Raw genomic sequence first — 14,288 nt, forward strand, 5'->3', positions numbered from 1 at the left:
TTAATTAAGTTAAAAAACAATGCTGCAAAAAGTTCATATAAGAAGAAGTAAAGCAAAGATTTCAAATAACTTAAGTGTACTTTAACACTCAAAATAGAAAGCTTAGAAACAAATTCAAAAACTTTTGTGACTTTTGCGGTTTAAAAGAATTTATATTTCCTAAATGGTAAAGTTTTAATACGTATTATTCAATCCTCCATCCAAAGGAATACTTGTTCCGGTAAGATAATTTGAATATTCAGAAGCCAGAAAAGCCACGAGATGTCCATATTCCTCAGGCTGTCCGAATCTTTTCATCGGAATCTTATTTTCCCTCGCCTTTTTTATTTCTTCTTCAGCATTACCACTTTGCTGAGCTTCATGAGCTACCAGTTTCTGAATTCTTTCAGTATCAAAGTATCCTGTTAAGACATTATTTACCGTGATATTGTGTTGTGCAATTTCGTTGGAAAGCGTTTTGGCCCAAGCAATTACTGCTGAACGGATAGAATTGGACAAGGCCAGATTTCCGATCGGTTCTTTTACTGAAAGTGATGAAACATTAATAATACGCCCTTTTTTCTGTTGGATCATGTGAGGCAAAGCCAATAATGTTGTTTCGCAAACAGTTTTAAACAGCAAATCAAATGCTTTCTGATAATCATCGGCATTTTTATCCAGTGCTAAACCAGGTTCAGGACCATTGGTATTATTCACCAGAATATCTATCGAATGATCATAAAAAAATCCTCCTATAATTTTCTTATAACTTTCAAAATCTGAAAAATCTGCTACCAGATACCCATGTTTCTGATCAGTATTGATAACCGGCAGAGATGAAACAAAGTCTTTAAGTTTGGCTTCATTACGGGCCATAACGGTAACATTAGCACCACATTTTGCCAGTTCAACAGCTATTCCGGCACCGATTCCCTGGGTTGCCCCTCCTACTAAAGCATTTTTTGAAAAAAGTTGGATATTCATAAGATTTTTGGATATTGTAATTGGTATAGATAAATGTAAGAAAAAACCTTCAGATTATATTTTGAAGGTTTAATTTTTAAGTTCAATGATCATTTATTTTACGACGGTAGCTTCAAGCTCCACTTTTAAAGTTTCAAACAAACCTTTCACTTCAAGCATCGTTACAGCCTGCTGAATTGCATGTGTGGCAATCCACTCCTGAAGAATAGGAAAATGTGGCCAAAGCTCTTCCGTAGAAGTTGTATAAATATTTAATCTTACAATACCGCCACATTCATATCCTGCAGTACTGATTACTTCTTCCAGATTGGCAATAGCCTGTTCCAGCTGCGATTTCATATCCTTATTACTGGATGTTCCATCGGGGTCAATAGCTGCCTGTCCCGAGCAATATAAAGTACTTTGCACATTTTTTACCTCTACCGCCTGTGAATAGCTTCTTTCATCCTGCCATTTCCAAGGATTAACCGTTTTTTTTTCCATTGTCTTGAATTTGTTATTTGTTACTGTACAAAATTGCAGAACAAATACAGCAAATTCCTGTGATACGGATCACGATTATAGTGTGAGTTTGATCACAGCGTTACAGAGGCAGACGGCTTAAGGTTTCTCTGGACACCCCTAAATAAGCAGCCAAAAGAGATTTCGGAACACGCTGAACAAGAGAAGGATATTTTTCCAAAAGCTGCTCATAGCGTTCTTTTATTCCTGTTGTCATCATGGAAATGGTACGCTGTTGAGCCGTAATAAATCCCATATATGCTTTTTCAAGGAAGAAATGCTCCAGCTTTGGAAGTTGAGCGCAAAGTTTTCTGTAATCGTCCAGCTTAATACACAGTACTTCCGTATCTTCAATACATTCCAGAGACATTGTTGCTGCCGTTTGCTGATAATAAGCGGGAAAATCTGTTTCCCACCAGTCTTCCATGGCAAATCCAACAATATGTTCTTTTCCGGTTTCGTCAGAATAAACCAGCTTCAGCAAGCCTTTCAGGACAAAATAATTATAGGGAACCGTTTCCCCTTCCTGTACCAGAAACTGATGTTTCTTATATTTTTTATAAGTAAAGCAGGATGATATGAATTCAAATTCATCATCATTAAGAGGAATTATTTTTTCAATATGGGTTCTTAGCTGATGCAGCATATTCTGTTTCTTATGGTAAAAGTATTCTTTTTTCACTTAGACATTTACATTCATTGCTGATAAAACCAGCGTTACAATGTAAACGGATACACATCACTTAATGTGGGATGAATCGTATTCAGGGTTTTATAGAACTCCAGACGAACCGGCTCAGTGATATGGTCATATTGATCAAAACATTGATCCAACTGACGGATAATGATTGCCATTTGCAGCCATTCTTCAAAATTAATATGCATCGGCTTCAGCTTCCCGTCATCATCATGATCATAGAAAAAAACCTTCTGATCCCTGTCCAGAAACCATCGGTCACCTTGTCCGTTGCCAGCAAAACACCAGTACTCCGGCAAGTTAAATTCTTTATTTTCATTGACTGCATCCACTGAATTGTACAGAATGGTCTCAGAAGAGATTTCTGTTGTTTTTATTTGAGTAACCAGCGTTTTATAGCTTTCAGAGAAAGGAAATACTATAACCTTTGGAAAATTCTGCACGGTGCTTTTTTCTTTAAGGATTTCAGTTTCTATTTCTGCAAGAACAGGCAGTATAAAGAGAATCATCATTATTAAAAATTATGGCTTTTCGTTCAACAGTTCATCAATCTGTTTATAAAAGGAATCTTTGCTATAATCTGCCACTCCTGTATGCTGCATGCGGATTTCTCCTTTTTTATCCAGTACAACAGTGGTTGGTAAAGATCCGCTATACAATATATCAGGAATATTTCCAGCCGGTGTAAGAAAAGGAACCGTAAAGCCTTTCTCTTTTAAATAAGATTTTCCCAGACTGACATTATCATCCAGATTTACTGTAAGAAATACCATATCCGGATTATTTTTATACTGATCATACAGCTTCTGCACAGATGGAAATTCAGCCCTGCAGGGAGGGCACCATGACGCCCAGAAGTTAATAAAGACCACTTTGTTCTGTAAAGCAGAAGTATCTACAATCTTTCCTTCTTCATTTTTCAGCATCAGCCCGGTATAGGAAACTTTGGCTGCATTATTCTGTTTTTTTTGTGGTTCTGATATGCTGGAATTGAGAATTCCGGTGGAAGCCACCTGCCTCATCAGCCATGCCTTTGCATCTTTATTCACCAAAACGATAATAAATAATACGGTAAGTACTGCCGTAGAAGCATTTTTTCTTAACCAAATTTTCAGATTTTCCATATTCTTCCGCTTAATTCCCAGCCAATATAAGGTTAATATTCCGATCAATATTCCCAAAAAGATAGTTTTTAATGTAAAAAAGCCTTTAAATTCTAAGATTTAAAAGACTTTCCTCTCCATTTATTTCAAGTTAAGATCATAGTCATATTTTTTATAGCTAAATCCTGTTCAGCAATTTCTTTCTGAAAAAGAAAAGCAGTGAACTGAAAAATGTCAGATAGGCAATATTGAATATGGCACCTCCTACCCATCCTGAAAAAGGAAGCGGTAAAAGATTTTTTATAGGAATGATAAACAAAGTAAGGGCAAATGGTGTCAGCAGAGCCATCCACCCCGGCAACAGAGTTTTATTGAAAAGAATACAAACAGCAAAGGAAATCCATCCGACTGCCAGTACACCAATAGCTGTTCCCCAGGCAATGTTAAGCATTTTCATAAAACCTCTTCCCGTCTCCAGAAGATAAGGGTGAGAGGCAGAGTCTGTATGATAAACTGCTTTATAAATCTCCCCAACATAGAAGAATCCGGCATGTCCTAAAGGTGATAAAACCGCTCCTGCCAGTAAGACCCAATACACAAAGACTGCATACCATTTTTGAGTATCTTTGAAAAACTGATACACCAGCCACGTAGCAGGAAGCAGTAAAGGCCCCGTAAGAGCACCAATCAAAGCACCAAACATCAATCTCGGAGTGGAACCTTCCAGCATTAAAGTTGCAAATTCCAGATTTACCTGATCTGCATAGGTTTTTGAAAACAAAGGATAATCTGATGGATCCGGATCAAATCCGGCAACGTAAATATCACCAATAATCCAACATATTGACACTGCTATTGCTGCCGCAAAAGACCAGTTTATTTTACCTGAATATTTCATAATTTTTAATAATTAATTTGTATAAGATGCACATCGTTTCATTATTTCTTTCTTTTATTTAAAAGTAATTTAATTATTAAGAATGATTCTAAATAATTATTACCTTTGTGCAAACTTACTCTAAACATTCAACAGAAAGGGTCTGTAAAACGGAATAAAAAGTCCGTAAAAAGGAAATTCAAACAAACAAAAGGAAATGACAGTACGGCTATATGATGAAAACTTTGGAAACATGCTTATGGAGCGGGATTATCCTTCCTCTTATTTCTTAGATGATGGAGGCATCCAGGAATCCATTACCCAGCTGACTCCTCCTTATGGAAATGGTTTTTATCACGAAATAAGCTTTACCCATGTCCACATCAGTTTTGGGAATATTGTATTGAATAAACCGCTTCAATTGTACCTTGAGAGTGATTTTGATTCGGTAGAAATGCATTTTACCCTGAAAGGAAAAAGCAAAGCCATTTCGGGTAACTTTCAAAAAACAATAGTGTTTGATAACTACCAGCACAATATTATTTATGCCCATCATATGGAAGGCAGGATGGAATTCGAAGGTCCGGAAATGTATGTATTCGAAATCAATCTTGCTCCTGAGTTCTTTAAAAAATTTCTACCTGAGTATTCAGGACTGTTTGAAATATTCAGAAATTCGATTGACAAGCAGAATTCATCGCTCATACAGGCCGGGCATAACCGCATTACCCATGATATGTATCAGGTTCTGAACGACATCATTCTTTGCAACAGAAAAGGGACTTTCAAACGAATTTATCTTGAAGCTAAAGTAAATGAACTCCTTCTGTTGCAGCTTGAACAGTTTTTTGACAGTGAATCCTCATCTTCTTCTCTTCAGAAAAAAGATATAGAGAAAATGTACGCGGTGAGGGATTATATTGTAAAGAACCTGAATGCAGATAGTTCCCTGAATGATCTTGCCCATCTGGTAGGAACCAACGAATTTACTTTAAAGAAAGGATTCAAAGAGATCTTCGGGACGACCGTTTTCGGATTCTGGAATGATCTCAAAATGGAGCAGGCCAAAAAAATGCTTCTCGACAGCGACCTGAATATCAGTGAAATTTCTGATCATATCGGCTATAAAAATCCGAGACATTTTTCATCAGCATTTAAACGAAAATTCAATATCCTGCCAAGCCAGATCAGAAGCAGATAGCATCGTGCAGTTTTATAAAAGCTCATTTGTGTCTTTTTTAATACCGTATAATAATAAAAATTAAATAACGGTCGTTAATAATTTGTTTTTCAATAAAATCTACCAAAAAACAACAATAAATTAATATACAATGCATAATACTGCTTTTTATCTGACAGTCCTCTTTTATCCTTGCCATTATCATTTCCGGAAGTCTGCTTTTCCCATGGATTTATTTCATAATTAATTTGTTACCTGTAACAAATCCCCTATTCATCCAACTCATTGAACATCATCAAAACATTAACTCATAGACAAGAGATCTACTACTTTAAAATAAACTAATGCAAACATCCTTTCTAAAAATTACCGCTGCCACCGCTGCGCTCTGCTTCAGTACACTGGCAATGGCCCAACAAACGTATTCCGTAAGTGGAACCGTGAAAGACAAAAAAAACGGGGAATTGCTCATCGGAGTCTCTGTAAAAGTAAGCGAAGATCCCACCATCAATGTTGTTGCCAACGAATATGGATTTTATTCCCTTTCATTACCCGAAGGAAATTATACCCTGGTTATTTCCTACCCGGGATATCAGGATTTTGAGCAGAAGATCAATGTAGATCAGAATATAAAACTCGATCTTCCGCTGCTTCCATCAGAATCTGTAGAAAAAGCCATTGATGAGGTGGTGATAACCGGTATCAAAAAGGATAAAAACCTGACCTCAGCTCAAATGGGAGCAGAAACGTTAAGTATTAAAAATATAGAGAAACTTCCTGTACTTTTTGGTGAAAAAGATGTCATGAAAACCATACAGCTTTTACCCGGGATCAAAAGTAACGGTGAAGGAAGCAGCGGGTTCAGTGTAAGAGGAGGTGCTACCGACCAAAACCTGATCCTGCTGGATGAAGCTCCTGTTTATAATGCCTCTCACCTTCTTGGTTTTTTCAGTACATTCAACAGTGACGCCCTGAAAGATGCCAGCATTATCAAAGGAAACAGCCCCGCACAATACGGAGGACGTCTTTCTTCTGTATTGGATGTTAAAATGAAGGACGGAAACAACAAAGATTATAACGTTAACGGAGGAATCGGACTTATCAGCAGCAGGCTGAGTGTGGAAGGGCCTATTCAAAAGGAAAAATCATCATTCATTGTTTCGGGAAGAAGAACGTATGCGGATCTTTTTCTTAAAGCCAATAAAGATTATAAAGACAACAAATTATATTTTTACGATCTGAATCTGAAAGCCAATTATCAGATCAACGAAAATAACCGTATTTACCTGTCCGGGTATTTTGGAAGAGATGTTCTGGGATTGGGAGATACTTTCAATACAGACTGGGGAAATACGACGGCCACTTTGAGATGGAACAGCATCATCAGCAGTAAGCTATTCTCCAACACTTCATTTATTTACAGTAATTATGATTATAAAATCAGTCTGAAAAATGATGATACTGTATTTGATTTAAATTCAAAAATCCGTGACTGGAATCTTAAGCAGGATTTTACCTGGTTTGCCGGAAATAAGCATTCTGTACGTTTCGGTCTGCAGTCTATTTATCATACCTTAACTCCGAGCAGTGCCTCCGGTACCACGGTGAGCAGTTTTGCCAGAAATCCCAGATACTCGTGGGAAAATGCAATTTACATCAATGATGATTATAAGGCAACGGAAAAACTGACCATCAATTATGGAGCAAGGCTTTCCATGTTCAGTATACTGGGAGGTGATACATTCAATACTTATGAGAATGGCGTACTAACCGACAGTAAATTTTTAGAGAAAGGAAAATTCGGGAAGACCTATGTGAATATTGAACCGCGTATCAGCGCCAACTACCGCATTAATGAAGTGAGCAGTGTAAAAGGAGGTTATTCCAGAAACACCCAGAATCTTCACCTTTTAAGCAACAGCAACAGTGGAAATCCTACCGATCAGTGGATAGGAAGCAGCTATACGGTAAAACCGGAAATCGCAGATCAGATCAGTTTAGGGTACAGCAGAAACTTCAACAACAATAATTATGAATTGAACGCTGAGGTTTATTACAAAGACATGAAAAACCAGATCGACTTTAAAAACGGGGCTCAGATTGGCTTTGACACGGGAGCCGACGTAGAAAGTGAACTGTTATTCGGAAAAGGGAGAGCCTACGGTCTGGAACTTATCGCCAAAAAGAAGAGCGGAAAACTGACAGGATGGATCTCCTATACCCTTTCTAAAACAGAAAGAAAGATCAACGGAATCAATAATAATGAATGGTATAACGCCAGAATGGATAAAACCCACGATTTATCCGTCGTTGCAACGTATCAGCTTAATCCGAAATGGAGTTTTTCAGGGCTATTCGTATACAGTACCGGAAATGCAGTTACCTTCCCTACCGGAAAATATGAGCTGAACGGACAAACAGTCTTCCAGTACAGCAACAGAAATGCTGACAGAATGCCTGCATATCACAGAATGGATCTGAGTGCTACTTACGAACCAAGTTCCAATAAGCGGTTCCGCGGTTCATGGACCTTTGGTATTTACAACCTGTACGGCAGAGAAAATGCTTATACCATCAATTTTGAAGACAATCCTGACCGCCCGGGAACAACACGTGCCATGCAGACCTCTTTATTCCGATGGGTCCCTAATATCACTTATAATTTCAAATTCTAACTCATGAAAAATACTTTTTATATCATAGTTTCCCTCTTTGCCTTAACCTCCTGTGAAAAGGAAATAGACCTGGATCTGAACGATCAGAGCGGGAATATTGTCATTGAAGGCAATGTAACCAATCAGTCAGGACCTTATACTGTAAAAATCACAAAGTCCGTTGGGTTTTCAGAACCTAATCAGTATCCGGCAGTAACCGGAGCCCAGGTGGTTTTAAGCGATGATACAGGCCAGACTGAAACGCTTCACTATACAGGAAACGGAATGTATCAGACCACTACTTTTGTAGGTACGCCCGGCAGAACGTATACATTAAAAATACAGGCAGAAGGAAAACAATATACTGCTCAGAGTACAATGCCTGAGGTAGTATATTTTGACGGACTGGAACAGAGTTCTTTTAAATTTGGTGACAAGACTACCTATACTCTTTTACCACTCTTTACAGATCCAATGCCATTAGGAAACCGTTATCTTTTTAGTTTTACGATTAATGATCTGCCTAAAAAATACATGAATACTTTTTCAGACAATGTCAATAACGGCTTACCGAACCAACAGCCTCTGATTCTTCCCAATGACGATAACAAGGGCCGCGACCATGAAGTAGTGCCGGGAGACAAAATCCATGTGGAAATGCAGTCTATCGACACCAATGTGTTCACTTATTACAGTGCATTGCTTCAGATTTCGGGCGGCAACGGCGGAACTGCTACTCCAGCTAATCCTCCGAGTAATATCAGCAACGGAGCATTAGGCTATTTTTCAGCCCACACAACAGATACGGAAACTTTTGTGATCCAGCCTGTAACGCCATAAATTTAAAAAGGATATTCCCAACAACGGAATATCCTTCTTTTATTGTATTCTATCTGAATTTCCTTTTTAAAGCGTAATACCGGTACAGGAACTTATCATACCTGATTACGCCAAAGAGCAATCCCGCAGTTACAAGCAGCGTTTTAAGCTGAATCATGCTGTACACAAAACCGCCAATCATACATCCTGCAAAAAAGCAGGCGATAATCACCAGTTTCAGGGCGATATTTTTTTTAAGCTGCCTCTTTTCGTTTTCCCTTTCCTTAAAAAAAAGTTTTGAAAGCTCTATTCCCAGATCAGTAAATAACCCCGTAAGATGAGTAGTTCTTACCACAGATTGTGATACTCTTGTTACCAGTGAGTTCTGAACCCCCATTGCAAAAAGCAAAAGTCCGGCAATTGCATAATGAGATATTGAGATTTTCAATGTTTGGTCACCTGTTATTCCCACAAAACCTAAAATCAGAATTTCGGTGATCAAAGGAATGAGATGCGGACGGAACATTTTGTGTCCGGACGAAAACTCAACCATAAAACTGGATGAAAATGCTCCTCCCAGAAAACATATAATAAAGATAAAATAAGTGAGTGCCTTGTTGTAATGATCGATAAGAATTTCTTCAGAAAAGAAGGCAAAATGTCCGGTTATATTCGTAGTAAGCACTTTCACAGATAAAACACCTGCAATATTCACTATCCCTGCAACAAATGAAAGTACTGATGCAAGCTTAAGATTGTGAAAATAGGTTCTGTTTTTCCCTCTGTGTCTGAACATTTTAAATTTCTATAGGGGCTTCTCCTTCAGGAAAAGAACAACCGGATAAAATAAATAAGTAAAAAAAATAATTAGAAATGTCAGCGTCAAACTGTGAAAAACATGTCCGCTTAAATATTTATCCAGTGTTCTTTATAGGTCTACTATTTCCCCTTTAACGTAAAATCCTATTTTTTAGTAATAAATAATGATTCTGAAAAGGCTTCAAGGCCTCTGTGAGATCTTCTTTTTCTTATTTCAGAATCAATTTCATTACTTTTGTAAAAGTAATTCGTTCAGGAAAAAAATCTTGTGATTTAGATCGGTTTAAAATGTGATTTAAGTTAAAAACTGAACATACACCCAATATCCTGTATAGAAAAATTATGATCTCAAAATTTATTTTTAACAATCAGTATCTTTTTGATGAACTCCCTGAGTATGATAAAAATCTTCTTACAGGAGCTATGAAAACCAGGAACTATCGTAAAAATGAACCCATATTTACTGACGGAACGAAACCCAATGGCGTTTACTACCTGAACGAAGGTAAAATAAAGAAATACAAGGTTGATAATGACGGAAGGGAGCAGATTATTTACATTTACAGTTCCGGTGAATTTTTCGGATATTCTGCTATTCTGAGCAATGAATCTTACGGAGATACGACCTCAACCCTTGAAAATTCTGTGATCTCATTTATTTCAAAAGACAGTTTTCTGGATATTCTGAGTCAGTCATCAGTGCTTTCGAGGCTGCTGCTGAAATCTTTAAGCCATGAATTCAGCGTAATGGCGAACCTTATTGCAGTTTTATCCCACCGTACAGTCCGTGAAAGAGCTGCTCTCAGTTTACTGATTCTTCATGATAAGTATACATCAAATGACACACCTGACCATGAAGTATTCATTACCCTTTCCCGTGTGGATCTTGCCAATATGGTGGGAACAGCAAGAGAAACCTTAGCCCGTATCATCAATGATTTCAAGCAGGAAAAACTGATCAGATCTGAAGGACGGAAAATACAAATTACTGATATTAAGCGATTAATTCATATCGCTAATTTTTATTAATTTATCTTTTTGCTTTCAATTTTTTCCTGCTCTTGTTTGATTTTCATGAGCATATCAATAGCATCCAGATTTTTAGGGTTAAGGGATAATGATTTACCATAGTTCATAATAGCAGCCTTATAATCTTTTGCCATCCAGTAAGCCTCTCCCAGACTATCAAATAAATTAGCATTTTCAGGGTACATTTCTGTAGCAAAGGTAAAAATCTTAATAGCCGCGCCTATTTGTTTTTTGTCCCGCATCCATTCATATCCGATATAATTGCTGAGCCAGGCTAAACCTGATGTAGCTTTATAATTTTCGATTTCTTCTTTGGTTTTACCAGCTGTTCCTTTTGCCCAGATATCCTGAAGGTATCCCGCAGGATTATCTGCATTATTATATTTTTTATAAAATAATACTCCTTCTGAAGTGGCAGGAAAAAGGTCTGCCATCATGTAGGAATGGGTATCTTTTTTCAATTCTTCCTCAAGATTAATCTCGACTGACTGAGAGAAATCATGATGGAGAAAAAGTTGTATTGTTCCTTTATTCAGATCATAGATATTGGTATACTGTGTATCTTTCACCTGCATCTGATCCATCACTGAAGAACAGAAAGCTGGCGTTCCGTCGGGTTTCCGGGCTTTAAGAAAGCTGACACCTTTCATATAATAATCCAGCTTTTTCTTATCTTCATCAACGGTACTTTTTGTAGGATTAAAATTCGACTGGATATAGTATTCCTGATTTCCAAGAACCAAAGCTCCGCCTTCTACAAGTAAATATTCTCCTGTTTTATCAACAAACATCATCACACTGGAAGTCAGAAAACTCATATCTACGGTAAACAGATAGTCTTTTACCTGATGAACTGTATTAAAATTTGCCATCACATAATGTACAATATCCCGAACCGGCTTTTGAATCTTTCCTTCCTGTTTGGGAACTGAAACTTCCGGAGTGGCAAATCCATCAAAAACTAACCCGGCTTCGTTCATGGCTCCCTGAGGAAACCGATTGATAAAACCGACATAGGCTACTCCGTATTTATCCTGCTGTTTAGGCTCAAACCAGATTTCAGCATTGGGACTTACCCAATCTTCATTATTTCCAACGATTGTCTTTCCCTTATGGGTCATTTTAAACATACTGCAGCCATAAAAGGCATGACTAAGGAAAAGAAGAAAAAGAGTTAATACTTTGATTTTCATAGGTTATGATTTTGGCGCTATCAAATTTAATCAAAAAAAATAAAGACTGTTAATGGCTACTGACAATTTACTGTCATAACAAGCTCATACCTTTGTTTTTAAAAATTTAAATAAATATTCTTATGAAACTTACCTCATTAAGACTCATTAGTAAGGACATTAAAGCAGCAGTACAATTTTATGAACAGATTACCGGATTTTCTGCCACATGGTATACAGAAGATTTTGCAGAACTCTCTACTGATTCTATCACAATTGCTATCGGAAGTACCCGGACCATGCAAATGTTCTCAGAAGATCTTACAGATTTCGCAGGAACAAAATCAACCATTATTGAATTTATGGTTAAAAATGTTGACGAAGAATACGAAAGGATTAAAAGTATGACTTCCCGAATTATTCAGGAGCCGACAACGATGCCATGGGGAAACAGATCTCTCCTGTTCTGTGATCCGGATGGCAATATGATTAACTTTTTTACTCCGGTAAGTGAAGAGGCTGTGAAGAAATTCGGCTAAATCCTGATATCAATAAAAAAAGACTCGCTGTTCATCAGCGGGTCTTCTTGTTATAATTTTTTAAGAACATATTTATTTTCCAAGGAATTCTGTAGCTTTCGCAACAAATGTATCGTGATATTGATAAAAAGAAGCGTGTCCTGAATCCGGGAAGATCACCAGTTCTGCATGGTCTAAATGCTGAGCCATATTTTTTGCATTCTGAACAGATACCGGAAGATCATTTTCACCATGCACAATCAGTACGGGATTTTTAATCTTCTCTATTTCTGTAAGCGCATCAGCATCAGGCTGAGCCCAGCTCAATACTGCAGTAAACTGAGCACCGGAGGCAGCATCACTTAACGGAAGATCTCTGTCCGTCGTACGAAGCTGAACTCTTGCAAAAGAAGCTTTTCCTTCCGCAATACTCTGAGCTGATTCTGTAAAACCAAATTTCAGGAATGAAGCTTCTGGGCTTAAGCCAGCAGTTCCGGCAATAATATTGGGCAGATTAGACAATCCTATGGCTCCCTGAGGCCCTGTACCTGTTAAAATCACTTTATTAATCAGTGACGGATTGGTAAGTACTATTCGCTGTGCGACAAATCCTCCCATAGAAAATCCCATGATATTCACTTTGGTCAGGTTCAAAGCCTTAATAAAGTCTACCGCATCGTCAGCCATCGCCTGAACCGTATTGGGAGTGGTTCCTTTTGAGGAAGAGACTCCTTTGTTATCAAAGATAATGACTTTATAGTTTTTAGCCAGTCCATCTGTCACTGCAGGATCCCAGTCATCCATTGAGCCGCCTAATCCCGGAAGGAGAACCAAAGGAATCCCGTCTTCTTTTCCTAAAACACGGTATGCGATGGCATTTCCTTTAACGGTTATGAATTGGGTTTTGGCAGTCTGGTGGTTTCTGTTTTGTATCTCCTGCGCCGTGGGAGGCTCATTTTCCTCAGTACAGGAAACTGTTACTACAGTAAAAAGAGTTAAACATAATAAGCTTAAGGCTGAGATTTTTCTGATTGTTTTCATTGTTGTTTATTTTTGTATGATTATGGTGCAAACATAAAACACAAAAACAGGCAGAACACTCAATTTCATTATCAAGAGGACATTTTAGCAGCTCAATCAGACATTTTAAAAGGTGAAATAAAATTTCTCCAAAAAAATTATTTTACAGCTCCTGAGCTGATCTCAATGCATAAAGGGCTTCCATTGCTTTTTCAGCATCTTTTCGGGCAACAAAAATATGATCATGGAAGTAAGCGGCAACGACATTACAACTGATATTTTCCTTTTTCAAAGCATTGGCAAAAGCTGCAGTAAGCCCCACAGCTTCCAGAGAAGAGTGAATAGTAAGGGTAATCCATGAAGAAATATAACTGTAATCCATATTCCATTCATCTGCTACTGTTTTTTCTACCACAATGGTAACGGCTTCATTTTCCCGGAAAAAAAACAGAACCTTTTCGAGATCCGGTATTGCTGCTAAAATTTCAACAGTACAAAATACATATTCTCCGGTATTCAATACTGGTTCCATATTCTGAATCAGTATGGCCAAGTCTTTCTCTCCTGACATCTTTTTTGATACAAAACTAAGGGATAGATGGCAGTATTTGTTTATCATTTGATAAAAAACACAATGGTTCTGTTGAAGTGAGAAAATATATTTCTTGCCCAAAAACACAAAAGGAGGCTGTATGCCTCCTTTTTGTGTTTGTACTGTAACCTGTTAACTGAACCTCACTATATGTGTTTGTGTTTTTTTCTGATCATTTGGCTTTTTTAAGAAGTCCGTCTAAGGTTTTTCATACACTTCTTTAATTTCATCAGTGTTTTTTAATTTTTCATCATTTGTGTTTCTAATAACCACCATTTATTGAGTTATCATCATTTGTTGTTTTTGCTTGTGAAACTTAAGAAGTTAAAAAACATTTCTCAGTT

General features: G+C 37.5%; 15 protein-coding genes. 5 read left to right on the top strand and 10 right to left on the bottom strand.

The window, feature by feature from the left end; all coding sequences use genetic code 11:
* Positions 1-174 precede the first annotated feature (174 nt).
* The 6 genes from AB1278_RS14980 to AB1278_RS15005 form a co-directional block, all read right to left on the bottom strand.
* Complete coding sequence (locus AB1278_RS14980; protein WP_343642978.1) at positions 175-963, bottom strand: SDR family oxidoreductase; 789 nt, start codon at positions 961-963, stop codon at positions 175-177.
* Between the two features lie 93 nt (positions 964-1,056).
* On the bottom strand, positions 1,057-1,446 hold the full coding sequence (locus tag AB1278_RS14985) for a RidA family protein (RefSeq protein ID WP_110009693.1): 390 nt from the start codon (positions 1,444-1,446) through the stop codon (positions 1,057-1,059).
* Between the two features lie 100 nt (positions 1,447-1,546).
* Complete coding sequence (locus tag AB1278_RS14990; RefSeq protein WP_110009809.1) at positions 1,547-2,110, bottom strand: Crp/Fnr family transcriptional regulator; 564 nt, start codon at positions 2,108-2,110, stop codon at positions 1,547-1,549.
* Positions 2,111-2,181: 71 nt separating this feature from the next.
* Positions 2,182-2,673 carry an SMI1/KNR4 family protein gene (locus tag AB1278_RS14995; protein WP_202843139.1) on the bottom strand — a complete coding sequence of 164 codons (492 nt, stop codon included), beginning with the start codon at positions 2,671-2,673 and terminating at the stop codon, positions 2,182-2,184.
* A gap of 9 nt (positions 2,674-2,682) precedes the next feature.
* Positions 2,683-3,285 carry a TlpA family protein disulfide reductase gene (locus AB1278_RS15000; protein ID WP_343642984.1) on the bottom strand — a complete coding sequence of 201 codons (603 nt, stop codon included), beginning with the start codon at positions 3,283-3,285 and terminating at the stop codon, positions 2,683-2,685.
* Between the two features lie 157 nt (positions 3,286-3,442).
* On the bottom strand, positions 3,443-4,162 hold the full coding sequence (locus tag AB1278_RS15005) for a DUF6796 family protein (protein ID WP_411413801.1): 720 nt from the start codon (positions 4,160-4,162) through the stop codon (positions 3,443-3,445).
* A gap of 196 nt (positions 4,163-4,358) precedes the next feature.
* Between AB1278_RS15005 and AB1278_RS15010 the strand changes: the two genes are divergently transcribed.
* The 3 genes from AB1278_RS15010 to AB1278_RS15020 all read left to right on the top strand — a co-directional run bounded on the left by AB1278_RS15010 (position 4,359) and on the right by AB1278_RS15020 (position 8,815).
* The gene (locus AB1278_RS15010) at positions 4,359-5,342 is read left to right on the top strand and encodes a helix-turn-helix transcriptional regulator (RefSeq protein ID WP_429815387.1); all 984 of its coding nucleotides are present in this window, start codon (positions 4,359-4,361) and stop codon (positions 5,340-5,342) included.
* Between the two features lie 323 nt (positions 5,343-5,665).
* On the top strand, positions 5,666-7,996 hold the full coding sequence (locus AB1278_RS15015; RefSeq protein WP_429815390.1) for a TonB-dependent receptor: 2,331 nt from the start codon (positions 5,666-5,668) through the stop codon (positions 7,994-7,996).
* A gap of 3 nt (positions 7,997-7,999) precedes the next feature.
* The gene (locus tag AB1278_RS15020; RefSeq protein ID WP_137904268.1) at positions 8,000-8,815 is read left to right on the top strand and encodes a DUF4249 domain-containing protein; all 816 of its coding nucleotides are present in this window, start codon (positions 8,000-8,002) and stop codon (positions 8,813-8,815) included.
* Positions 8,816-8,864: 49 nt separating this feature from the next.
* On the opposite strand, the gene AB1278_RS15025 is transcribed toward AB1278_RS15020, so the two are convergent.
* The gene (locus AB1278_RS15025) at positions 8,865-9,590 is read right to left on the bottom strand and encodes a YoaK family protein (RefSeq protein WP_202843151.1); all 726 of its coding nucleotides are present in this window, start codon (positions 9,588-9,590) and stop codon (positions 8,865-8,867) included.
* 365 nt (positions 9,591-9,955) lie between these two features.
* Here AB1278_RS15025 and AB1278_RS15030 point away from each other — a divergent pair, with 365 nt between their 5' ends.
* A complete protein-coding gene (locus tag AB1278_RS15030) occupies positions 9,956-10,642 on the top strand; it encodes a Crp/Fnr family transcriptional regulator (protein ID WP_202843153.1) in 687 nt (228 codons plus the stop codon).
* Here AB1278_RS15030 and AB1278_RS15035 read toward each other — a convergent pair.
* A complete protein-coding gene (locus tag AB1278_RS15035; protein WP_429815394.1) occupies positions 10,639-11,835 on the bottom strand; it encodes a hypothetical protein in 1,197 nt (398 codons plus the stop codon). The genes AB1278_RS15030 and AB1278_RS15035 overlap by 4 nt on opposite strands.
* A gap of 122 nt (positions 11,836-11,957) precedes the next feature.
* Here AB1278_RS15035 and AB1278_RS15040 point away from each other — a divergent pair, with 122 nt between their 5' ends.
* Positions 11,958-12,353: a VOC family protein gene (locus AB1278_RS15040; RefSeq protein WP_343642996.1), complete on the top strand. Its 396-nt coding sequence runs from the start codon at positions 11,958-11,960 to the stop codon at positions 12,351-12,353.
* Between the two features lie 72 nt (positions 12,354-12,425).
* On the opposite strand, the gene AB1278_RS15045 is transcribed toward AB1278_RS15040, so the two are convergent.
* Together AB1278_RS15045 and AB1278_RS15050 are read right to left on the bottom strand one after the other, a co-directional pair.
* The gene (locus tag AB1278_RS15045; RefSeq protein ID WP_429815397.1) at positions 12,426-13,373 is read right to left on the bottom strand and encodes an alpha/beta fold hydrolase; all 948 of its coding nucleotides are present in this window, start codon (positions 13,371-13,373) and stop codon (positions 12,426-12,428) included.
* A gap of 142 nt (positions 13,374-13,515) precedes the next feature.
* Positions 13,516-13,923 (bottom strand): ACT domain-containing protein, encoded by a 408-nt coding sequence (locus tag AB1278_RS15050; protein ID WP_429815400.1) that lies wholly within the window; start codon positions 13,921-13,923, stop codon positions 13,516-13,518.
* Positions 13,924-14,288 lie beyond the last annotated feature (365 nt).

This window comes from Chryseobacterium sp. NRRL B-14798 (genome assembly GCF_050470705.1).
Taxonomy (GTDB): Bacteria; Bacteroidota; Bacteroidia; order Flavobacteriales; family Weeksellaceae; genus Chryseobacterium; species Chryseobacterium cupriresistens.

Bases quoted from the DNA above. Each gene is read 5' to 3' on its own strand.
- AB1278_RS15025 (WP_202843151.1), bottom strand. From the start codon at position 9,590: ATGTTCAGACACAGAGGGAAAAACAGAACCTATTTTCACAATCTTAAG.
- AB1278_RS15035 (WP_429815394.1), bottom strand. From the start codon at position 11,835: ATGAAAATCAAAGTATTAACTCTTTTTCTTCTTTTCCTTAGTCATGCC.
- AB1278_RS14995 (WP_202843139.1), bottom strand. From the start codon at position 2,673: ATGATGATTCTCTTTATACTGCCTGTTCTTGCAGAAATAGAAACTGAA.
- AB1278_RS14985 (WP_110009693.1), bottom strand. From the start codon at position 1,446: ATGGAAAAAAAAACGGTTAATCCTTGGAAATGGCAGGATGAAAGAAGC.
- AB1278_RS14980 (WP_343642978.1), bottom strand. From the start codon at position 963: ATGAATATCCAACTTTTTTCAAAAAATGCTTTAGTAGGAGGGGCAACC.
- AB1278_RS15000 (WP_343642984.1), bottom strand. From the start codon at position 3,285: ATGGAAAATCTGAAAATTTGGTTAAGAAAAAATGCTTCTACGGCAGTA.
- AB1278_RS14990 (WP_110009809.1), bottom strand. From the start codon at position 2,110: ATGCTGCATCAGCTAAGAACCCATATTGAAAAAATAATTCCTCTTAAT.
- AB1278_RS15030 (WP_202843153.1), top strand. From the start codon at position 9,956: ATGATCTCAAAATTTATTTTTAACAATCAGTATCTTTTTGATGAACTC.
- AB1278_RS15010 (WP_429815387.1), top strand. From the start codon at position 4,359: ATGACAGTACGGCTATATGATGAAAACTTTGGAAACATGCTTATGGAG.
- AB1278_RS15005 (WP_411413801.1), bottom strand. From the start codon at position 4,162: ATGAAATATTCAGGTAAAATAAACTGGTCTTTTGCGGCAGCAATAGCA.
- AB1278_RS15050 (WP_429815400.1), bottom strand. From the start codon at position 13,923: ATGTCAGGAGAGAAAGACTTGGCCATACTGATTCAGAATATGGAACCA.
- AB1278_RS15015 (WP_429815390.1), top strand. From the start codon at position 5,666: ATGCAAACATCCTTTCTAAAAATTACCGCTGCCACCGCTGCGCTCTGC.
- AB1278_RS15020 (WP_137904268.1), top strand. From the start codon at position 8,000: ATGAAAAATACTTTTTATATCATAGTTTCCCTCTTTGCCTTAACCTCC.
- AB1278_RS15040 (WP_343642996.1), top strand. From the start codon at position 11,958: ATGAAACTTACCTCATTAAGACTCATTAGTAAGGACATTAAAGCAGCA.
- AB1278_RS15045 (WP_429815397.1), bottom strand. From the start codon at position 13,373: ATGAAAACAATCAGAAAAATCTCAGCCTTAAGCTTATTATGTTTAACT.